The 18,646-nt window shown below is 45.9% G+C and carries 10 protein-coding genes; 9 read left to right on the forward strand and 1 reads right to left on the reverse strand.

Going from position 1 to position 18,646, the window contains the following annotated elements; genetic code table 11:
- Positions 1–7 precede the first annotated feature (7 nt).
- The 8 genes from ID165_RS24015 (at position 8) to ID165_RS24050 (ending at position 15,768) form a co-directional block, all read left to right on the forward strand.
- The gene (locus ID165_RS24015; protein WP_192347924.1) at positions 8–772 is read left to right on the forward strand and encodes a hypothetical protein; all 765 of its coding nucleotides are present in this window, start codon (positions 8–10) and stop codon (positions 770–772) included.
- Positions 769–11,004: an RHS repeat domain-containing protein gene (locus tag ID165_RS24020; RefSeq protein WP_192347925.1), complete on the forward strand. Its 10,236-nt coding sequence runs from the start codon at positions 769–771 to the stop codon at positions 11,002–11,004. Before ID165_RS24015 ends, ID165_RS24020 begins: the two co-directional genes overlap by 4 nt.
- Complete coding sequence (locus ID165_RS24025) at positions 10,961–11,521, forward strand: hypothetical protein (RefSeq protein ID WP_192347926.1); 561 nt, start codon at positions 10,961–10,963, stop codon at positions 11,519–11,521. Before ID165_RS24020 ends, ID165_RS24025 begins: the two co-directional genes overlap by 44 nt.
- Positions 11,518–12,129 carry a hypothetical protein gene (locus tag ID165_RS24030; protein ID WP_192347927.1) on the forward strand — a complete coding sequence of 204 codons (612 nt, stop codon included), beginning with the start codon at positions 11,518–11,520 and terminating at the stop codon, positions 12,127–12,129. Before ID165_RS24025 ends, ID165_RS24030 begins: the two co-directional genes overlap by 4 nt.
- Before the next feature lie 238 nt (positions 12,130–12,367).
- The gene (locus ID165_RS24035) at positions 12,368–14,095 is read left to right on the forward strand and encodes a hypothetical protein (protein ID WP_192347928.1); all 1,728 of its coding nucleotides are present in this window, start codon (positions 12,368–12,370) and stop codon (positions 14,093–14,095) included.
- A 68-nt stretch (positions 14,096–14,163) separates the two neighbouring features.
- On the forward strand, positions 14,164–14,703 hold the full coding sequence (locus ID165_RS24040) for a hypothetical protein (RefSeq protein ID WP_192347929.1): 540 nt from the start codon (positions 14,164–14,166) through the stop codon (positions 14,701–14,703).
- A gap of 576 nt (positions 14,704–15,279) precedes the next feature.
- The gene (locus tag ID165_RS26815; RefSeq protein ID WP_225587163.1) at positions 15,280–15,549 is read left to right on the forward strand and encodes an IS1 family transposase; all 270 of its coding nucleotides are present in this window, start codon (positions 15,280–15,282) and stop codon (positions 15,547–15,549) included.
- A gap of 42 nt (positions 15,550–15,591) precedes the next feature.
- Positions 15,592–15,768, forward strand: coding sequence for a hypothetical protein (locus ID165_RS24050; RefSeq protein ID WP_192347930.1), 177 nt, complete (start codon positions 15,592–15,594; stop codon positions 15,766–15,768).
- Between the two features lie 339 nt (positions 15,769–16,107).
- On the opposite strand, the gene ID165_RS24055 is transcribed toward ID165_RS24050, so the two are convergent.
- Positions 16,108–17,496 carry a Fic family protein gene (locus ID165_RS24055; protein ID WP_192347931.1) on the reverse strand — a complete coding sequence of 463 codons (1,389 nt, stop codon included), beginning with the start codon at positions 17,494–17,496 and terminating at the stop codon, positions 16,108–16,110.
- Positions 17,497–17,896: 400 nt separating this feature from the next.
- Between ID165_RS24055 and ID165_RS24060 the strand changes: the two genes are divergently transcribed.
- Entirely contained in the window at positions 17,897–18,637 is a 741-nt protein-coding gene (locus ID165_RS24060; RefSeq protein ID WP_192347932.1) for a hypothetical protein, read from the forward strand.
- Positions 18,638–18,646 lie beyond the last annotated feature (9 nt).

The raw sequence follows: 18,646 nt of genomic DNA on the forward strand, positions 1-18,646 counted from the left end.
GGACGATATGCATAGAAAATACCTGTGGCTGCTTTGCATCATACTAATCCCACTGGTCTCCCCGGCCCAGCAGGACGCGGCTGCGGCATACGATAAATTAACGGAACTGACAGCGCTTTTCCATGGCAGGAAACCATACTCCTGCCTGGCCATCACGGAGGTGCGTTATCCCGGGAAAGCGGGGAAGGTGATAAGGGACACTTCCAGGCTGGTGTATAAAAACGGCGCAACCTGGTACCGTTCCCGGCTCGTGGAGCGATTGGAAGGCCCGGAAGGGGAACTGGTCATCAACCATGAATTGAAAACGGCCACTTTGCAAATCTCGGACAGTATCAAACTGGCCCTGCAAAAGGAGTTGGCAATCAAGCCGAACAAAGAATACGAAGCTTTGTTGGACGACGGTTTTGCGCAAAAGGACGAGCAGGCATTCAGGGATTATGTGACCGGTAAATGCAATGTCACCTGGAACCGGGACGGGCAAGCCGGGGAGATCACGATTGTACCTAAACAGGAGGAAGGCTCCGTATTCCTGAATATCACGATCAGGTACGATAAGGATTCCAGGGTATCGTATTACCAATATGCCTTCCGGGACGCCTACAGCAGCGATTGGGAAGGAAACCGGATATTCCGGAAGGTGACCACCATCTATGACGGTTTCAGCTATGATAACGTACCGGACATCCCCGTTGCATTGGGGGACTACCTCGACTGGGACGGATGGTCCGTGCAATTAAAAAAGTTCACTAATTACAAATTTTCATTGCTATGAAAAAAATGCTCAGGGTAACAAGCGATTTTTTCAAACAGTTCAACCATAAATGCCTGGTGATAGGCACGCTCCTGCTGTTGTTGCAGGTGCAGGCTTCCGGACAGACTTTTGAATTTCCGCACAGCGTATTTTCCGATACGTTATCTCTCAAGACTGTGCTGACCACCACGGCCTCATCCTGTGACACCTTCGACGTGAAACATGATGCTTTTGGCGCCATGACGGGGCCGAAGACAGGCCCGAACTTCATCCTGAAAAGCGTGACGTCGCTGGTCAAGCTGGTTGTTGACGTACAATCCATGCAGGTAGGGAAGTACGATTCATTTACCTATATGATCACCTACGAGCTTTGGGGCCAGACCGACTCAAATTCCGCACCCGTGTTGCTGACCCCAAATGGGGATGACACGCTGACCGTTTCTTATGATGGGGACTCCCTGCAACTGATCAACGATAATTCCTTCCGGATAGCGGGCAGCTACAGCCGGCTAGAGATAATCATCTGCGATGTCTACAAAATCACCAATAACGCAGGCCAAATCAACTACAACCTTATCAGTCCAGGCCCCAATCCAAACGTCGCTGACTTTGTCTATGTAGTCGGTGAAGTGCATGTCCAGAAATTCACCTATCCCACCAGCCTGAGCGTGGGAAGTGTCGCGATGACCAATAATATCGGCAGTAACGGGACCGTGCTGCTGGACTGGGGAGCTGGTGTTTCGGGTATCACACCGGCGGCCTACGAAGTGGAATGGACCTATGTCAACCCTTACGGGACACAGGACTATGATTTCAGGAACAACGCCACCCGGATTTTTACCAATAATACCAGCTACCGCATACCCGTGGCTGAAAGGGCGGGCACGCTGGTGTACCGCGTCCGCATGGTGCGCCCTTCACTGGACGACCTGCTTGCACGCAACTACGGGGCCTGGACGGTAACTGCTGACAAGGGGACACTCAGTTCTGTTTCGGGCAGCAGCGTACAGATCCAGCGCTCACATCATGACAGCCTGAACTGGGATTTGAAGATGAGTTTTGTAGAGGACGGTAAATACAAACAGGTCATGACCTATTATGACGGTTTATTGAAACACCGCCAGGTCCAAACCAGGTTCAACAGCAAGCCGGGCCAGACCATTATCGCCCAGAGCCTGTACGACCATGAAGGCCGTGCGGTAATCAACAGCCTGCCTATACCGGTGGACAGTTTTTATAAATTTTCTTACCTCAGCAATTTCCTGCACCCTGCGGGCTATACTGAATACAGCAGGTCCATGTACGATTTTATCCCTAACCCCGATACCTGCCCGCCGAAGGAGACACCCATCCCCCCGCTGGCGCCGGAAGCGCCGGGTAACCAATATTTTTCCGCAAATAACCCGGACAAAACCGGTGTGAATGCGTTCATCCCAAATGCTGAGGGTTATCCCATGACACGGAAGATACTCGCCGCGGAAAACAGTGAAAAGGTATTATTTGAAGGCCAGGCAGGCGCTGCATTGCAGTTAGGCAACGACCGGCATATGGAATATGTTTACGGCTCTCCTCTGCAGGCGGAACTGAACCGCTATTTCGGGCAAGATATCGGCAAGTACAACTATTACCGGAAAATGGTCACCACGGACAACCACGGACAGGATATGTTCAGCATCACCGATGACGAAGGAAGGATCGTGGCCTCGGGGCTGATAGGACAGCCCGATACATCCACTTTTGCTTTGACTGTCCGTAAACAGGTTGATTCCAGTTATTTCCGGTCCAATCTGCTGCCTGTCCCCAATCCCAGGATGGGCGATTACTGGAGAAATAACGGCTCCTATTTCGTTGAAGCGGAAAGGAATTACCGTTTCAAATACCAGGTTACCTATAATCCATTCCTTCCCTGCCCGCTGGATACCAATGTCGGGCTCAAGCCGAAGGTATATTTTACTTACGAGGTGATCGATCCCTGCGGGGACACCGCTTTGTATAAACAAGGTGCATTGGGCGGAACAGGCGTTACTACCAGTACCAGCTTAAGTTATGCCGACAGTTCAGATGTTTTCTTATTCAAAGGGAACCATGTCTGGAACAAGGAGGCATACATCAAAATTGAAGATTTGCGGGCTTCGGTGGATTCGTTCATGGATCTTAACCTGGATACCGCCTGCTTCCAGACTTTTGACTATTTCCTGAAACAGGAATTTATAGCAAGCAGTGGAGAGTTTCCCTGTCCAGGCAATTACGACCCCTGCGAGGCGTTGCGCCTCTCCATGATCAAGGAGATGTACCCCCGTGCTAAATATGGCCATTACCAGTACACCGATTCCATTTCCAAGATTTTCGACAGTTCGGGCACCAACTCAATTTTCAGCGAGGGTGGGACAGCCGAGCTTCTCTACCAGGATAATTGCGTGGCCGACGACACCATACATTGCGAGGACACTTCCTATTATATTAAGTTTATGGAGCCACAGCAGTTAATTGAGATATTCAACGACTCAATTGCGGCAGCGCTGCTACCCTTGCACCCCGATTACTGTAAATTACTGCTTTGTCCCATACTCCGGAACCCTTACTGCAAGTTGCTGGGTTCGATAGAGAGAGCATCAGAAGCGGCGGAAATCAACAGGTTTATCCTGGACAGTATCGCCGGCAATGACCCCTTGGTAGATAATACTATCTTGACGGAGGATGAGCTTATTTATACCATGGTGGACAGCCTGCACATAGCGTCCGTGGCATTTATGAAGACGATATGCGGCAGTGAATCGGGCGTAATCGAATCGGTATGCGCCAGCGTCAATGCGGGCAAAAATCCCGATGACATCACCCTATACCCGCCAAACGTGCAGGATGAATACTACCGCAACCTCATTGCGCTGTACACTGCTAACCGACAGGACAGGATTGATAAATATCTCGAAAACATGGGCAGCTCCTGCGGCCCCTGTTCGACCATCCGGCTGACCGACGACACAGGGCCCCTGTTCAGCCAGGAAAGCGACACCACTTTTTTGGTCAGCGGGGTGGATTCCCTCAGCGATAACCTGAACCTGCCGGTAAACGGTTCCTTCGGCAGGTATTTTGACCTAGGAAGCGGTGTTGATGGGGATAGCTTAAACGCTCTGAAAAACGGTGATAATTCAAAATACTGCGCCAGCGTGATTGAGTATATCGTGCAAACACTTTCAGGTTGCGATTTATCGGGCACATTGCTTGAAGCATTGAAGGATACCCTGGAAGACAGGTTCTGTATCAACAACAACAGCATTACTACGCTGACCTATGACAGCCTGGCGGCCATACTTACGGAAGTGGGTTTATCAGAAAGCGACATCTGCAACGCCGGACTGGTGGACCTGAGAAAACTGACCAGGATGTCGCATGACTATGTCCAACTGGGGCTGTTACAATACCCCGCTGCATACTACGAGGACCTCGAACTCTTCATCCAAACCAACAGCATACTCGATTTTTTTACCGGGAATGATGACTCCATGAATGTCACGCTTGAGAACTGTAGTACACATCCTTTCCAGCAAAGGCTTTCGGCTCAGCTGGGAATAGACACTAATGCCGGTGACTGCGACCATGAAGAGCAGGTGCTGCTGATCAGGTCGGTATTTGATACGTCGAACAACGCGATACAACTGGCATTTATTGAAAATTCCAACGAGGCGCATTATTACCTGTACCCGGCCGACAGGTCGGAACGGAACGGGCTGAACGACACTTTCGGTGCGCCTGAGATTGCCAACATAGCCGATTACCAAGTGCGGACATTGTTCAACCTGCATGGGTTTGACAAAGTATCCCAATCATTTGCCAACCGCAACACAGCGATCCTGCATTTTAGCGGTACGCAGGCACAGCAATCCAAAGAGTTCACCTATTTCCTGAGCGCCTTTTCCCTGGAAGACTATAATATGATGGAAGCTGACGAGCCGGAATACATGAACGGTGTCGGTTGCAGCGAGCTTATACCTATGGCCAGGGAGGCTGTCACGATGGCGGAGGCACTGGACATCAAGTACGGGCACCCTTATTTTGAAAAGTTCTTCACCAATGTCGTTAACTATCGTAACAGCATCAACTTCGATTTCAATAATTACCATACCGCGCTGGTGTCTTGCGGTGTTACCGACTCGGTGATCATCCCAAAACACCTGGCCCATTTCAGGATAAAGTTCCCCTCAATGGCTGATACAGGCGATATCAGCGCCTATATTGATTCGCTGAGGGCTTACGATACCACAGGTATAGCCATTTCCGATATGGTAGCCTACCACCTGGACGGCTATTATTACCTCTACCTGAATATACACGAGGCCAACGACCGGACCATCGCCGAAGCCAAAGCCGTGGTGGAGGATAAGGCCCCCGGCGGCAGCGTGGTGGAATACCTGCCTTACCAGCATAAAGACACCGTGGCGCAACTGATTGTGTACAATATGGACGTCACTGCGGGTATCGCATCGTTCAGGAACGCGCTGGGCTACGCTTTTCCCGACGCGACGATCACCCCGGCCTTTATGGGCGCCCCGGAATCCATAGCCTATTATTTCATCCCAGGCTACCGGAACCTGATGCTGGAGGGCTATTGCATTACGATGGTGAACAGCACGCTCGACAGCGCTTATGAGTACAACCATTACCTGGATTCCGTCTATAGGTTCCTGGCCATCCATGCGCCGATGACCACCGTTTTTGCCCATGCCGAAGCGGCTGTGAGCAAACAATACAGGGATGCACAGATGGTGGATTGGCGGGATTATATCAGGTCCCTGTCGGGTACGGACCACTATGCCAACGTAAAAGGTTCGAAAGCCGACCAGATAAAAGCGGGGGCAGCGGCGTTTTCCGGCTCTTCGTTGTCCTACAAGAACGCGAAAAGCCCGTACTTCAGGAACAACCTCTATATTGACGATAACAGCTCGAATACTGTTTATAGTTATATGGCAGCGCTATTGCAGCAACTTCAGACTACGAACGGGACGATATTCACCGCTTACGGCCATACGACGCCTTTGATGTGGAGTAACAGCTCCGGAAGCACCCAGACCAGGGCCTATGTCTGCGGAGACACCACGCAGTTCTGGATCAACCATTTTGACGGCAAACATAAGATGACCAATATCTTCATCGAACTGCCGGATTACCTGCCCATACCCCGGGAACAATATGAGCTCCTGGGTATTAGCAAGGGCATGGAAAAGGATTCGGTAACATATATCAACCTGAAACTGGGCGGCGGATACAACGGTATCAACGATACGATATACTGCATCGCACATACCAACCGTAACCTGGGCGAGGTCTATATGATACCTTCGGCCTACTTAGTTTCGCACAGCAATATGGAATCCTATTCCGGCAAATTCAACAACTGTGAAATAGAAAGGCTGCGGGAGTTGTACCCTAACGCCCTGATCAAGTATAATCAATACAGGCAGGAATTGCGCGACACGCTGGTTGTACACTTTCGCCAGCATGTGATCGACAACCTGTTGGAGCAATTCTCCATCGAGGGCGCAGACATTAAACACGGAATTACGCTGTACTATTATGACGTGGCCGGCAACCGGGTGATGACCGTGCCTCCTGCGGGCGTGGACACGATGGATGTGACCCATCCTCATAACGATGGCATCAACACTGCCCGTACATCTTTATATGGTGGTGGCGGAAGCACTACTACAGGCGGCCTGGTGGTACCCTCGCATACTAAAACTACCCGGACAACTTACAACGCACAAAATAAACCAAGAACGATAAATACACCCGACGCGATAGGGCCAACAGAGATCTGCTATGACGTGGCCGGAAGGATGGTGATGACGCAGGACGCGAAACAGCGTGCGGCAGGCAGATGTACCTATTTCATTTACGACAACCTCTCCAGGGTGGTAGAAACCGGGGCAGTAAAATTTAATGGCTGGAAACAGGAGGACCTGGTTAACCCCGCTTACAACTTCAGCAGCCAGGTACGGGGGCTTACCCGGTACGAAGTGACGGCCACGATGTATGATACGTCATCTTACCAGGTAGCTGGTCTTTTCGCAACACTACCCGCGCAGGAAAACCTGAAAAACAGGATAGCCTGTGTTAAATATTACGAGCTTATTAACCCTAATGCCAACCCCATTGCCGATACGAATTATGTCAATGCGCTGCATTATAGCTATGATGTATCAGGAAATGTAAAAACATTGATACACGACTTGAGGAATGTAGCGGATAAGCTATTGCGGTTTAAGCGGGTGGATTATGAATATGACCTGTACAGCGGCAAGGTCATCATGCTGGCCTATAACAGGGGCTATGCTGACCAGTTTTACCAAAAGTATGAGTATGACAGCGACAACCGGATCTTGGAAGCCTTTACCAGCAACAACGGTATTTTCTGGGACAGGGACGCTCATTATGATTATTACGACCACGGGCCGCTTGCCCGCATGGAACTCGGCCAGCAAAGGGTGCAGGGCGTGGACTATGCCTATACCATCAATGGTTGGCTAAAGGCCATCAACGGCATACAGAATGATACGGCTAACGACATGGGTATGGATGGCAAAGGTGGCCTGGTAACACCGAAAGATGTGTTCTCCCAGCGTATAGATTATTTTGCGGGGGATTACAAGGCGATAGGTGATTCCACAACCTTCTGGCAATTGCCCGCGACGCCGAAGGCGCTATACAACGGCAATATCGCCGCCACCGCCGTGGCGCTGGCACCGTTTGACAATATTTACAAAAAGTACCATTACGACCCTTTGCAACGGATAGACCATGCGGACTATGATGGATATACCATCAACAACGGTGGCAACCCCACCTACACGCAAACACCGCTATTGGCCTATGCCTCGGATTACACTTACGACCCCGATGGCAACCTGCTGAAAATGAAAAGGATGGGCGGCGATGTACTCCCTTCTGTAACTACGCACCTGATGGATTCCCTTATCTATCAATATACCGATGGTACCAACAAGCTGAAAAACCTGGCAGACCTGGCTTCTGCCAGCCAGTACCAGATAGATATCCCGGCCATATCGCTGGATACATCATCGCGCTACCTGTATGACGCCAACGGCAACCTGGTGAAAGATATGGTAAGCGGGCTGGATGTGATAGACTGGAACCATGCGGGTAAAGTAAAGCATATCAAAAAGCAGGATGGCTCCAGGCTGTTCTTCTCTTACGACCCACTGGGCAACCGCCTGGAAAAGGAAGTGGTTCAATACCCTATCGCTGACTCGATGGTGAAGTTGAAAACCACATACATCAGGGATGCAGCAGGGAATATATTGGCTATATACGAGGATAAAAAAGAGTATGAATTGTCTAAGCTGGACCTGGACAAGATAAAGACAGACCCCTGGCTGGGCCACGGTGGCGGGCCAATAGACGCACCTTTGGGCAGGGCGATTGCTGACAAACTGTATACCGCTTATATAACTGACCCGGGTGACAACCTGGCCAGGCTAAGCATGGCTATACCAGATATAAATGAATATGTGAACAACGGCGCCCTGCTGCAAAGCATGGTATCAACCATGGACCGGTCCCTGGCGCTGGATTTCGTAAAGTCTATACCGGAAATTACGGTACATACCCTGATGCCGCCTGGCGAAACACCTGTAGCACACGAAAAATTGTCCGCTTACCTGCAACCCCTGCTGTTGAGCGGAGACCTTGAAAGCTTGCAGAGCGACTTGTTTGTAACGCTGAAAACCCATGACGAGACCCTGTACAATAGTACGGTTTCCACGGTACCGGCCACACAGCAGGAGAAGGATGATTTCCCGGCAGATCCGGCCATGCTGCAGGCCTTCAGGGGTATGGAGCCGGGCGACAAGTTGAGTATTACCAATACGCTGGCCCAGGCGCTCACCACCACGCATATCACTACCCTGGAGCCTGTTGTGAACCTGCTGTCGGCATCAGTTTACAACGGCAGCAATTCTTATAGCAACTTTGTAACGGAACTATCTAACGGCGAAACCATACTGGACGGTATCCGGCAGGACGGAGCCAACTACATTGCGCACCGCTATGCCCAGGCGGATTTGGAGGAAGTGCCGCTGGCAACGGTACAGGATGAGTTCAGGTATAACAGCGTATTGTCCGGTGTTATCACCGAGGAAGCCAACGAGCCGGAGCCGGAAGCCCTTTCCGTCATCTTAGGCAGCCATTTTGCCGATGTGGTGGACCTGGCGGATAACACCGGGCAGGGTAATCTCCTGGTCACTTCCATAAGGGATGCGCTAACGATCAACGTTCCACTTACCGAGGTAGCCCACAACTGGCTGAGGACGCAGCACATACTGCAAAGCCAGCGGCAATACCTGGCCGAGCACCATATATACGGCAGCAGCCGTCTTGGTATACAGAAGTACCTGCCCGACCAGGCCCAGTACCACTTCAAATCGCTGGGACAGGGTGGCACTACCAATACGCTTTCTACTACAAGGCCATGGTACACGCTGTACGGCAACGACCTGTTCAAGCCCACGGTGTATAGCAATGACCTGGACACCCTGAATATGGGTACGCAGGGCATGGGCATCAACAGCCATTTGCTAGGCATGCGCCAATACGAACTGACCAACCACCTGGGCAACGTGCAGGCCACGGTGCTGGACAGGGCCACACCTATATTGAACAATGATACCCTCGTTACCGGCTATAAATCAGACATCAGCCTGGCGCACGATTATTACCCCTTTGGCATGCTGATGCCGGGGCGTTATGTAAGTGACACCGGCCGTAAATGCGTAACTATCAATACCAGCATACTTGTGCCTGTTGTAGTGAGAGTGTACCTGTGGCAAACGGAAGGGGTAGCTTATAAAAACGGCGGAATTTCTACCCCGCCCGTACACCAGCTACCGGTAGCATTAGTGGCAGCCGACGAAAAACCTTATGTATATCATTACAACGATGCATCAACGCACCCTAACGGGGAAGTGATAACCGGCCAGACTGTGGAAGGCAATGCGGAATATACCATCAGCCTGAGCGAGGAGCCCTCCGGTGGTGTTACTACTTACTTCCAGGTACATGCCGACACCAACCAAACAGAGCAGGAAATAGGATTTGACCTAACTTTACCTGTAGACTGCTATGTGGATATGCGGGTAAGGCAATATTATACGGGCACGGGCGAAGAGTACTACGATGCCGTAACCTGGACCCAGGTAGATATGAGCGGTGCGCAGCAAGTGCTGGTGCCGATAGATAAAACCTCTGTAGCGGCTGGCGGTAAAACGATACTGGAACTCAGGTTTAACACTACTACTGCAGCAGATTTCCCCGGTGATGTAGGTGGTGTTATGAGAAACTTCTATTACAAAATAACACACTACGAACCGAAGACACATATTGCTATTGTGTGTGATGAAAAAGACAATTATCGATTCGGGTTTTGGGCCGGAGAGAAGGATAATGAGATTAAGGGGATTGGTAATAGCGTTGATTTAGGTGAGCGAATGATGGATACGAGGACAGGACGGTTGGGAATGAGAGTTGATCCATTGGCTTCAAAATTCCCGTGGCAATCTCCTTATGTGGCTGCAGGGAATAGCCCGATTGCCAATATTGATAAAAACGGAGAACTAAAGTATCCTAAAGGCAAGGCGGGTGATGCTTATAGGGCACAGTACCCGATGTTAACTACATACCTCGCAAGCTATATTCAAAGAGACGTTAATAAGAGTTCACGGTTATCCACCGCGATAGTTAACCATGCAAATAACCCTGAATTTACTAAAAAAGAACTTTTCCAAGATTTGTTGGCTTGGAAAGAAGACTCCAAAGTAACCATAAATTATGTTGATGGCAATACAATAAATGGTGCGAATGCCCAAACGCAAAACAAGGGTAGTATTTACATAAATAAAGATTATGCACAAAAGGTTGAAGACATATTGTCTGATAGAGATAAAAAGTACACTGCGGATGAGAAACAGCAAGCAATTACAGCTTTTTATATCACGATGATGGACGAAATCACACTGGCAGGTTCTAAGTATTCCAAGGATCCATATAAGGGGTATGGAGGAAGTGATGGTGATGTAGGCAATGATTTAACCGATGAGATTTTCTATCAAAAAGATGGCATTGATGGTAATAACAGGGTATATCAAGCTGATAAAGACAATATATCAGATACAAAAGAAGTCATAAAAACTATAAAAGATGAAGGCAGAAGTGATGTTCTTCCGACTACTCCTACACAGTAGTCTGGCATATTTTTTTATCCCTATTTTATGTTCAAATTTAGCATCAGCTCAAGCTATTCAGATTTGTAACGACCGTAGGGCATTTTATACAAAATTCCTTGGTGACGACACTAGTGTCTTCATTACACAGCGTCTATTCGAGCGAACTCCCGGTTTATATAGTATGTCGGCAGCTGATTCAAATGGAAATGAAATAGATTGTAAAACTGCATCGTTTAGGTTTATCTTAATGAGAAAGAATGAAATACTGTATGCAAGTAGCTTTGATACAGTAACGCTGACAACTCTTGATACATTGAGAGAGAATATTAAGAAATATGGAGCAATTCAGGGCGACATTCTCATTTTCACCGATATTAAGATTAAGCACCCATATACACCAAGATATTGTTATCATGATGGGCTACCTATGCTTAAAGTGATTGATAATCAAAAAACCTACCCTCGTCGTATGTATATGAACGTTAAGAAGTATTTAGAGAGAAATAGTAGAAGGGAGAAAAATAAGAACGAATGAAAATAATTTTATCGGTTCTTCTCTTGAGTTTTCTGTGTTTTTACGCAAGTGGGCAAGCATTCCTAAATGAGAGGGGTATTGTACTATTCAAACTTATTAAAATGCGAGGCGAGAATATTTTTGCCCTATCTGAAACGTCAATAATAATTAAAGGGACTAAATATAATTTAGGCGAAGCTTCTATTTTTATGACCACTGCCGAAATGATTATTGACAGCGCCTTATTTGGTAAAATACGTGATGAAGCAATAAATCACGATGTTTCTGCAACAAAGCTGTTTCGGGATAGCATTGAGTATAGCTCTACAGATGAGATTAACTATGGGGGAGAAATATTCGTAAGTAATAGAATTCCTGATGACAGGAAATTAGATACGATATTTATCGCTTACAATATTAAGGCAAAGTTTATTTTCTATGATTCTGCCAATGGAAGGAAGATTATTTTTAAGCGGTTACACTGTTATGGGAATGGCAATACTGTTTCGTATCCAGTTTTTACACCTTTAAACATAAAAAAATATTACATGCTTAAGAAAAGACAAATAAGTAAACTTTCATTTCGTAGAGCCAAAATTCAGAGGTATGTGTATAGAGGCTGTGATTAATACGCATAGGTAAAGTATCAAAAGTGTATTTTGGGAGTTTTCAGGCCATAAAAGCATTGTAAATACTGAAAAGTAAAAAGTTGGCAATACAGAATTGAAGCAAGTGTTTCATAGCAGCAACTACGGCGAATTACAGCCCCGATGGAAGCGGATTACCCCGCAGCCCCGCCCATGCGGGGCGAGGAGTAGCAGCGAACAGCAGGACTATCGCTTCATAATAAGGCAATCGCTGCGCTGCATGAAAATATTACAAAACCAATACGAGCTGACCAACCACCTGGGCAACGTGCAGGCCACGGTGCTGGACAGGACTACGCCGATACTGAACAATGATACCCTTGTTACCGGGTATAATTCGGATATCAGCCTGGCACATGACTATTATCCCTTTGGTATGCTGATGCCGGGGCGTTACGTAAGTGACACCGGCCGTAAATGCGTAACTATCAATACCAGCATACTTGTGCCGGTGATAGTGAGGGTGTACCTGTGGCAGACTGAAGGTGTAGGACATAGGAATGGTGGAATTTCCACACCTCCCGTACACCAGCTACCCGTAGCATTAGTAGCAGCAGACGAAAAACCTTATGTATATCATTATAACGATGCATCAACGCACCCCAACGGGGAAGTGATAACCGGCCAAACGGTGGAAGGTAATGCTGAATATACCATCAGCCTGAGCGAGGAGCCATCCGGTGGTGTTACTACCTACTTCCAGGTACATGCCGATACCAACCAGACTGATCAGGAAATAGGATTTGACCTAACTTTACCTGGAGATTGCTATGTGGATATGAGGGTAAGGCAATATTATACGGGCACGGGTGAAGAGTATTACGATGCCGTAACCTGGACCCAAGTGGATATGAGCGGTGCGCAGCAAGTGCTGGTTCCGATTGACAAAACCTCTGTAGCGGCTGGCGGCAAGACGATACTGGAACTCAGGTTTAACACTACTACTGCAGCAGAATTCCCCGGTGGTGTTGGTGGTGTTATGAGAAACTTCTACTACAAAATAACCCACTATGAACCGAAGACACATATTGCTATTGTGTGTGATGAAAAGGATAATTATCGTTTCGGAGCACAAACTCAGGAAAAGGTAAATGAAGTAGCGGGTATTGGTAACCACTATACAGCACTCTTCTGGGAATATGATTCGAGGACTGGCAGAAGATGGAATAGAGACCCTAGGCCGAATAAGAGCATTAGTCCGTATGCAGTATTCAATGGGAATCCCATAAGATTTAGCGACCCACTCGGCGATTCAGTATCCGTTAAAGGGTTATATGAAAGAGATGCAAACGGCAATCTCAAAAATTATGATAAAGTACGTGCATTTGAAACCTTTGCTTCAACTACTGAAGGAAATGCTTTTATTTTAAGCTACGCGGAAAAGGGCTTTAGCTTGCAAGGCGAAATCGTCAAAGGTTTAAATATACAAGCGGAAGAAGAAGGAATAAATAGCGCGCGAGGAGTCGACTTGATTTATTCTTTTCATGATGGAGAATCGAATTATACCTCTCCATCTTTGCTAGAGGGACGGTTAAAAATAAATATTGGTATGAAGCGAGATGTATGGTCCACAATGCGTCCCGATATCTTCAAGCCTGGATCATTCTCCGAGGGAGTCCGTGAAGTGGAAAGCTTTTCACACGAATCGTTTTTGCACGCGGACCTTCAAACCAGGAGATATATAGGCAACAGAAACTTCTTTAATAACCCTAATCCTAATTTGCATTTTGATTCAAGATTAGATATTATAAAAGGAGGATATGATCATGACGATGCGATATATAATAAATCTAATAGTTTGCATTATCGTCAAGGATTAAATCTATTGAAGGATGCACAAATAAAATTACTTAATAGTGATTTTAAAGGAAGCTCCCCCATATCAGATGAAGGGTTGCAAGATTTTATGAGATCAGGTCGTACAGGTGAATTTAAAAAATCGCATTAGTTATGAGAATGTATATGATAATATTTGTTTTTGTGTCGTTGCTTGTAAGCTGTCATCCAAGCTATAAAATGACTTGGAAAACTTTGTATGGAGTAAAAGATCAGATTGGATACACGACAGAAGAGGTGAAAGATTTAAATAACATTTATATTGATGGCATAATATTATCCAAAAAAGGTCTTGATAGTTTAATATCGCAAATCGACACCAATGCATTAAACATCCTCTATAAAAAAGGTGTTGACAGTTTAATGTTGCAAATCGACCCCAATGTATTTCATACACTGTACCCTACTCTTAATGGGAATGACATAATATTTGGATCCCAGATTAACGTACCCTTTTGCGATGATACTATAGTAGTTACTCAATTCATATTGGCAAAAGGCGAGTATATACCTCACCAAGACTACCGTATTTATTATAACAAGTCATACGGGGTTCTGGTCAAAATTATACCACAAAAGGGACATGTGAATACCTTCTATCGGCTTATTTCTGTCAAGAAAGGTAAACGAAAGTTATATAGTGACAGCGATTTACATTTGATAACTGAAAGGATTATTCGTGACAGCTTATTCTTTACAAAATTGCCTGAGGAATGGTAGGATAGGGCAATGTGTCAAAAGTGTGTTTTGGGAGTTTTCAGGCCATGAAAGCATTGTAAATACTAAACAGTAAAAAGTTGGAAATAATGAATTAAGGTAGTCATATGGCTGCCTTAATTATTTTTACGGCCTTTTAAGGTCATTTTATGGGAGCATTCAAAGCTACATGTATCAAAAGTGTTGACAGAGAAATTCTAATCTGTAATAGTTGCAACGGAAATTGTGTAAAAAATGGCAAAACAGGATCTGCAAACAAAGATTCAGGTGCAGGAAATGTGGCAAAAGCTGTTTAAAAGAGTATATCAATAACGCCTGCCATCATGAATCAAATAAATGGATATACAGGTTGCTTAAAGAAGGTTGCGGTATCAGAAGCATTGGCCGCTTATTAGAAATCGCCTGTGCTACAGTGATGAAACGTATAAAATCAATAGCCACCTGTATCAAAAAGCCACCTGTTGCCTTAGGCAAAAAATATCAATTAGATGAAATAAGAACATTTATTAAGTGTAAGGACAACCTGATTTGGATAGCGTATGCCATAAAAAAGGACACAAAAGAGGTAGTTGATTTAATATTGGGAAAAGAACAAATAAAACCCTTAAAACCATCGTCAATACACTCCTTTTGGCACAGACTAAGGCTATTTCCACAGGCCGGCTCAAAAATTATAAATATCTTATACCGAAAAAGATACACCTGACAAATGTTAACGGAATAAATCATATTGAACGGATGAACTTAAATTTACGCACCCATTTAAAACGCCTGAATCGGCGGACAATTTGTTTTTCTAGGAGCGTGGCCATGCTGGCTGCCTGTTTAAAGATTTACTTTTGGGGTTGAAAATACATAGGTAGGATATTATCTTGTGTAAAATTTAAACTTATGAAAAACTTAATTCTTTTTGGGCTGGTTACATTTTTCACGGTTTCACTTACTTCATGTTTGAAGGAATACGAATGCAAATGCCCCGCAGGTACTACCGCTAAAGTAAAAACAACCACTAAAGCGGAAGCGAAGAAAGAATGCGAAGCACAATCAGGTGGAGGTTGTACGCTTTAGTAATCGCCGGGATACGTCGGAATTTCAGTCAACTAGTCCATAAAACAGCGTTATCTTTAAATACGCATAGGGGCAAATGAGGGGTTACCCTCAATAGACCCCCCCCCCCCCCCCCGCATGGGTCCATGCGGGGGGGTTCTCAATACGACATTGTAACTATAGGAGGTCTGCTACATCAGATTGTTATTTTTCAATGAGGTATTTCGCATCTAAAACTGCCTTCAAATCATCATTAAGGTTCGACTTTATGCCGCTCCCCTCTACATTGAGATCAGGCAGTTACATTAAGTTGTGGCTGCCTTTTTGTTTTTTATGCGGTCTGAGTGATACTCCCCTAAATTACCTCTCCCTTTTCGGATTGTCCCAATGTTTTTTCCAGTCTGTAAATTTAGAGGGTTTGATGCGGTAGCGTGCAAAATTTCCTTCGTGTAGTCCTAGAAGTTCCGTTTCTACCACTTCGATGAATTTCGCCTGATCTTCTTCGGGAAGCTTTTGGGCTTCTTTTTTCACTGTGGATGACGCTTCTTCTTTACCCATTGCGTTGCTGACAATGTGACCAATCGCACTGCGCATGTGTTCCCTATATTTCATACGGAAGGTGTCTGGTTCACCCAAAGATTGGCGGATGGCAGCATAGCGAAGTGCAGATCGTTCATATGCCCACAGAAAAACATCTTTAAACAGTTCTATTCGATTTAGCTCATAAATCCCAAGCATTCCTTTGACATAGCTTTCTTCGGGTACATCTATGAATGAAAGGGGGGCAAGATTATGACGGTTGAATGGAAGGTTGGCTGCCAATCGGGAGACACGCTTATTGACATCATCAAACGGCTGTAAATATGGGAAGTGCACCAACACGAAAAAGGCTTGCTCAAAAGGATTTTCAATTTGCCGCGCTTTTTCAAGAATAAGATCGAATAATTCTTCGATGAGTTGGGGAATTCCCAAGGGTGTAAAAACCGAATGCGTTATCCCGACTCCGAATGCCCTTAATCTTCCTGATGCTGCAGGATTCGGCAATAAGTTGTTTGACAGCAAGGCATGCAGGTTTAGGACGGTGTACCGATTAAAATCTACCTCATTTGATGATTCGACTAAGAACTCAATTGCCTCTTTGTGATTGAGGATCATTTGCGTCTCTTTGGCTGATTTATTATTGGCGGCTTGTCCTTCATGAATCAGCAATTCCGTGTCCAAAAGTGAATAAGTGTTGCCTTCCAGTCGGCTTGAGTTCCACGACAAATCAATCAATAGACGGTTCAGGATTTCACGGGCATAGGTTCCTGCGGGTTGTTCACTATCCCGTGTCTTCCCCCATTGTGCCAGCTTTTGCTTTTCTTCATTGCTGAGATAGCTGTCAATGTTCGGGCGATAGTTTTCTAAGAATGTTCGGTTGTATCCCACTGGAGTTCTTTGTATCTCGGGGCGTGATACTAAGGCTAAAACAACCTTTCCTCCTTGAGATAGAGGGATTGCCGTTTGTGGCTCGTCAGCTTTCTCTGTCTTTGAGGGAGGCGGATCTATATTCTTTGCAAAATATCGAGTGGCCCGAGCCTCTCCCTCAACACGGATGAAACCACTTTCCTTAAGATTCTTAAGTCGTCTTTGGAGTGTCCTTTTTTTAATTAAGAATGGCAGCTTTTCAATAAGGTCATCTATTGCTAGACCATTTGGAAATGACGAAACTATTTCCTTAATAATATCAGGCTCGTTTTTAAGTTCCATGACCTATTCCCTTTATGTATTGCGACAATATTATTACAAAAATGACGCAATAGCAAGAATCGCGTCAAATTAGTGACGCGATTCTTGCTATTGCGTCAAATTAGTGGCGCGATATGGGTGTCCGCATCAAAATAAAGTAGTGAAATATAGGTTTACGTCAAGGTTGCCTGACGAAAACATGGGCTAAAAGCTAGAACTTGAAAGGTGGAAATGTGTGTGGGCATGTTAGAAAATACAGTTTGTTAGTAGGGATTTTAATGTAGGGCGATTCCTTTAGCCCGCATTTGTTTGGATTTTTCCATCACTTATTTGAAAATTTCCTTGGCTCACTTGATTCTTGTATGACCTCTATAGTGCACGGGCTAGTTTTGAGCATCAATTACCAACAAATACTAAGCACATGAACAAGGAATTAATCTTTCTCAGAACTTTTGCCTTTACGGCAGCCATCAGCTCATCTTTCTTCTTTTTTTCCTCATTCAAGGAAACCGGAAGTCAAAAATTCGAAACCATTGATGTACAGCGAATCAATATCGTAGAAGCTGACGGCACGGTTAAAATGATTGTGACCAACGCAGGTTTGTTTCCGAATGGAGCAGAGAAGATCAATGGCAGAAACACAAATGAAGACCGTAAGAAAAGAGCCGGAATGCTGTTTTTCAATGAGGATGGGATTGAATGTGGAGGACTTATCTATGATGGCGAGAAAAAGGAAAATGGGCATAGCGCCGGATTGTCTCTGACTTTTGACCAGTATGATGGAGATCAGGTAATGCAGCTTTTGACCACCGATTCCCAAAAGGGAGATCAGCGCTACGTGAGTTCAAGCTTGGTTTTCAATGATAGACCTGCCAAAGAAACGCAGGAAAAAACACGGGAGATTATGCAGGAACTGGCAGAACTTCGCAAGTCAGACCCAGCCGCATTTAAGGTAAAGTATGCTGAATACAAGGATCAGGAGTTGCTGGGTGGCTCACCTAGAATTATGCTGGGAAAATCAAGAAGTCAGAATAACGGGTTATTTTTGTTTGATGACCAAGGGATGCCTAGAGCCATGTTCTATCTGGATAAGGACAACAATCCGAAACTGGAGGCATTTGATGAGCAGGGAAACGTAACGGGTTCTTGGCCTGAAAACTAAAACTGAATA

Source organism: Algoriphagus sp. Y33, assembly GCF_014838715.1.
In the GTDB taxonomy this organism is placed as follows: domain Bacteria; phylum Bacteroidota; class Bacteroidia; order Cytophagales; family Cyclobacteriaceae; genus Algoriphagus.